Annotated in this window: 2 protein-coding genes; both read left to right on the top strand. The window is 62.8% G+C overall.

Going from position 1 to position 4,244, the window contains the following annotated elements; all coding sequences use genetic code 11:
* Positions 1-460 precede the first annotated feature (460 nt).
* Positions 461-1,678, top strand: a complete 1,218-nt coding sequence (locus BRC58_07710; GenBank protein PSP16963.1) for a sulfate transporter — start codon at positions 461-463, stop codon at positions 1,676-1,678.
* 697 nt (positions 1,679-2,375) lie between these two features.
* Positions 2,376-4,244, top strand: a 1,869-nt coding sequence (locus BRC58_07705) for a long-chain fatty acid--CoA ligase (GenBank protein PSP16962.1), incomplete at its 3' end; no start/stop codon positions are given.

Here is a 4,244-nt window from a genome sequence, read left to right as displayed (position 1 = left end):
GCTGCCCAAGTTGCAAAGTGCCGAGCAGGCGCTGCTTTGGTCTCATTGGCGTCGCCATCACCAAGCCGTCGCGCGACGCTGTCACTACCGAGCTAGACCGCCCCGACTCCAAACCGCGACTGTAGTATTAGGGCGTGTTCTCAAAGTTGCGTCGGTGAGCGTAGCGCCGAATGGACCGGCTGCTGTAGGCTTTGTCGGCGATGAGCCGGTGGGGCTGGGACTTGGGCCGGCCGGGACTGTGCCCGTTGAGCTGCACCGTGCGCATCAACGGTAGGAACATGGGCGCATCTTGCTGGTGGCATGCGGTTCAGGACCAGCAGCTTGTCCATGCCGTCAGCCGGCAAGAGTTGCTCGTAGTGCCTAGACGAGCGGCATTCTGAGCGACGACGCCGAGAATTCCAGTACGCGCCCGAGTACCACACCATCAATCGACTCGTCCCTCGAATAAGGGGCTCACGCGATGACCAGACGCTCTATTGACCACGATGCGCCGGCGAAAGCCGCCGGCAACAGGACCGTATTACGCTTTAACTCAAGCGAGCTTGCCGGTTCGCTCGGCGATCTCGGGACGTTCCTGCCGCTCGCGACGGCGCTAGCCGTCGTGTGCCGAATGGATCTCGGACCGATCTTTATCTTCGCCGGCATAATGCACATCGCTAGCGGTTGGCTGTTCCGCCAGCCGATACCTGTACAGCCCATGAAGGCGATCGCTGCCACCGGGATTGCCGAAGGATTGTTCCCCAGCGAGATCGCCGCGGCCGGAATCATCATGGGCGTGCTGGTGTTGGCGCTGTCCATCACCGGCCTAGTGGATACGATAGTGCGCTACATTCCCCGGTCCGTCGTGCGCGGCATCCAGGTGGGGATCGGCTTGAAGCTGGCACTCAAAGCGATCGCGTGGGTAAGCGGCGTAAACCCGATCGAATGGCAATGGGATGAGCCGCTACCGATGTGGGGCGCGGACAGCCTGCTGGTAGCGGCGCTCGCGGTTGGTTTGGTCTGCTGGCCACGGTTGCGACAGTGGCCGGTCATGCTGATTACCTTCGTCGCCGGGCTTGCGCTAGCAGGCGTCGGTCGCCCATCTGTATTCCAGGATCTGCAACTGCAGCCGCCGACGTTCACGCTGCTGCTACCGAGTCCGGATGCCTGGCTAACCGGGTTGTGGCGCGGCGCGCTGCCACAGTTGCCGCTGACATTGCTCAACTCCGTTGTGGCGGTGTGCGCCTTGAGCGCCGACTTATATCCCGGCCGGAGCGTAGCACCGCGGCGCGTGGCGAGCAGCGTCGGCTTGATGAATCTCATCGCCGTGCCATTTGGTGGCATGCCGATGTGTCACGGTTCGGGCGGGCTCGCAGCGCAGCACCGCTTCGGTGCGCGGACCGGCGGCAGCGTCATCATGCTCGGCGCAATTAAAATCGTCGCCGGGTTGCTATTTGGCGCCGGGCTCGTGCCGTTGCTTCAAACGTACCCGCGCGCCATCCTCGCGGTGATGCTCTTCTTCGCCGGCCTTACACTTGCCTGGCCGGTCCGGGATAGCCTGAACGGTTTGCCGATGGCAATTGTCAGCGCGACTGTAATCGGCATCCTCTTCGGCAACACTGCCGTCGGAACCCTCTGCGGCCTGGTCGTGCTTGGCGTGTACCGCGGCGTTCAACGTCTCAGAGGCTCCAGCGCGTGACCCGGCGGCGTATTCCCTATATCCTGCTGGATTGCAAGAACTGACCGTATGTCGTTATCAGCTGTTGGTTCAGTGGATTGGAGTCCTACGAGAGGAACTCCCCGTTTACTTCTGCAGTGTCCGGATGCGGCGTCTGAGCGATTGGGGATCGTGAGTCTCAGAAGTGTCGCCGCCTAGCAACGCGTTACAAAAAGCGGGCTCAGAACTACCGCGCCATGTGGGTTGTGGCCAGTATCTTGCTCTGGTTTCGACTTTGAGAACACGCCCTAGTACTACAGTCGCGGTTTGCACCTGGAACTACCGGCAGTGCGATGTTACATCTGCTTGCACATTGAGATGCTTCAACTCCAGCAGTCGTGCGTTGCCAAGATGGATAGACGGTTTCCGATCCGCAACTGTAGTACTGAGCTCGACTTTTGCCCTTTTGCAGTTGCGATCTCTTCGGGGTCGTGGCGTTAATGTTTGCCGAGTTGCATCGCAAGCACCCAGCTCCAAAACGCTCTGGGCCCGGATATGCCAAGCTTGAGCCTATCTTTGTTGACGCCCTGGCTGCTGTCCGGCGAGAGCAGTGATCGGGGGTTTTTGAAATCCCCGGCCATCCCCCGGCCATGGCAAAACCCACCACCGCCAATCATCGATACGCTGCTACACTGCCTGAAATTCAAAAGGGCAAAAGTCGAGCTGAGCTAGCCCTACCATGACCGATGTTTCCACCCCCATCGATTACACCGATTGCCAGTCCCTGAGCGAGATTTGGCCGCGGGCGGCCGAGCGCTTTGGCAGCACGCTCGCGCTGCGCGATCCGCGCACCGAGCCCGAGACGGCGCTTAGCTATCAGGCGCTGTACCGGCAGATCCGGCAGTTTGCCGCCGGCTTGCAAGCTTACGGCATGCAACCCCAAAGTAAGATTACCCTGTTTGCCGAAAACAGCCCCCGCTGGTTGATTGCCGATCAAGGCATCCTAATGGCAGGCGCTGCCAACGTCGTGCGCTCGGCCCAAGCCCCACGCGAGGAGCTGCGCTACATCCTGCGCGATAGCGACAGCGCCAGCGCGATCGTCGAAGATGCCCAGACGCTGCGCGATCTGCACCCCGAACTGGAGGCGCTAGCGCCGGTGGTGCTGCTGTCGTCGCAGCTACCCGAGGGGGAGCTCGCTCAATCCGTTTTGAGCTTCGACGCGGTGCTGGCGGCCGGCGCGGAGCGCGAGCTCGAGCCGGTGTCAATAACACCGGACAGCCTGGCGACGCTGCTCTATACCTCCGGCACTACCGGCGAGCCCAAGGGGGTGATGCTCTCGCACCGGAACTTGCTACACCAGGTCAACGCTATCGCGGATGTCATCGTGCCCCAGCGCGGCGATCGCGCCCTGAGCATCCTGCCCAGCTGGCATGCCTACGAGCGCAGCGCTGAGTACTACCTGCTCTCGCAGGGATGCACCCAAATCTATACCAGCTTGCGGACGTTCAAGCGCGATCTCAAGCAGCGGCAACCGCACTACATGGTGGGCGTCCCCCGCCTGTGGGAATACGTTTACGAAGGCATCCAGGACCAGCTGCGGGAGCAGCCTGCCCCCCGGCGGCGGCTCGCCCGATGGCTGCTGGCCGTCTCCTGGCGCTACGTGCTTGCCCACCGCCTGGCGCGTGGCTTGCAGCTGGAGGCGCTCCATACCTCGCGCGCCAAGCGGCTGGGGGCCAGTACCTTGGCCGCGCTACTGGCCCCGCTGCACGCGTTGGCCGACCGGCTCGTCTACCGCACCATCCGTGCCGGGGTGGGCGGCTGTCTCAAAGCGACTATTAGCGGGGGTGGGGCCCTACCGCGCTACATTGACGATTTTTACGAGCTCGTGGGCATTCCTATTTTGGTCGGTTACGGCCTGACCGAGACGGCCCCAGTGACCAACGCGCGCCGCCCGCGCCACAACCTGCGCGGTGCCTCGGGGCCGCCGCTACCGCAAACCCAGATGCAAATCCGCGATCCCGAAACCCACCAGCCGCTGCCGCCCGAGCGCAAAGGCCTGGTGGTCGTGCGCGGCCCGCAGGTTATGGCGGGTTACTACAAGCGCCCGCAGGAAACGGCGCGCGCCATCGACGCTGACGGCTGGTTCGATACCGGGGACTTGGGTTGGATAACCCCCAGCAACGACCTGGTCATCACCGGCCGGGCTAAAGACACCATCGTGCTCTCCAACGGCGAGAACATCGAGCCGCAACCGATCGAGATGGCCTGCCTGCGCAGCCCCTACATCGACCAAATTATGCTGGTGGGCCAAGATAGGCGCTCGCTGGGCGCGCTGATCGTGCCCAACTGGGAAGCCCTGCGGGCTTGGGCGGCCGAGCAGAACCAGCCATTGCACCTCCCCGAGGGCGGCGATCCCGACAGCAAGCCCGTACGTGATCGCATCCGGCAGGAACTCAACCAGGCCGTTCGCGAGCGAGCCAGTTACAATCCCAACGAACGCATTGGCCCGTTCCGGCTTCTGAGCGAGCCGTTTTCAATTGAGAACGGTCTCATGACCCAAACCCTCAAGCTGCGGCGCTCCGCCGTGAGCGAGCGCTACAGCGATACG

Source organism: Cyanobacteria bacterium QS_8_64_29, from assembly GCA_003022125.1.
Classification (GTDB): domain Bacteria; phylum Cyanobacteriota; class Cyanobacteriia; order Cyanobacteriales; family Rubidibacteraceae; genus QS-8-64-29.
Note: the sequence above shows the minus strand (reverse complement) of the source record. Positions and strands in the feature narration are given on the sequence as shown.

What these genes read in the sequence shown, in the direction of transcription:
- BRC58_07710 (PSP16963.1), top strand. Translation starts at nt 461, where the DNA reads ATGACCAGACGCTCTATTGACCACGATGCGCCGGCGAAAGCCGCCGGC.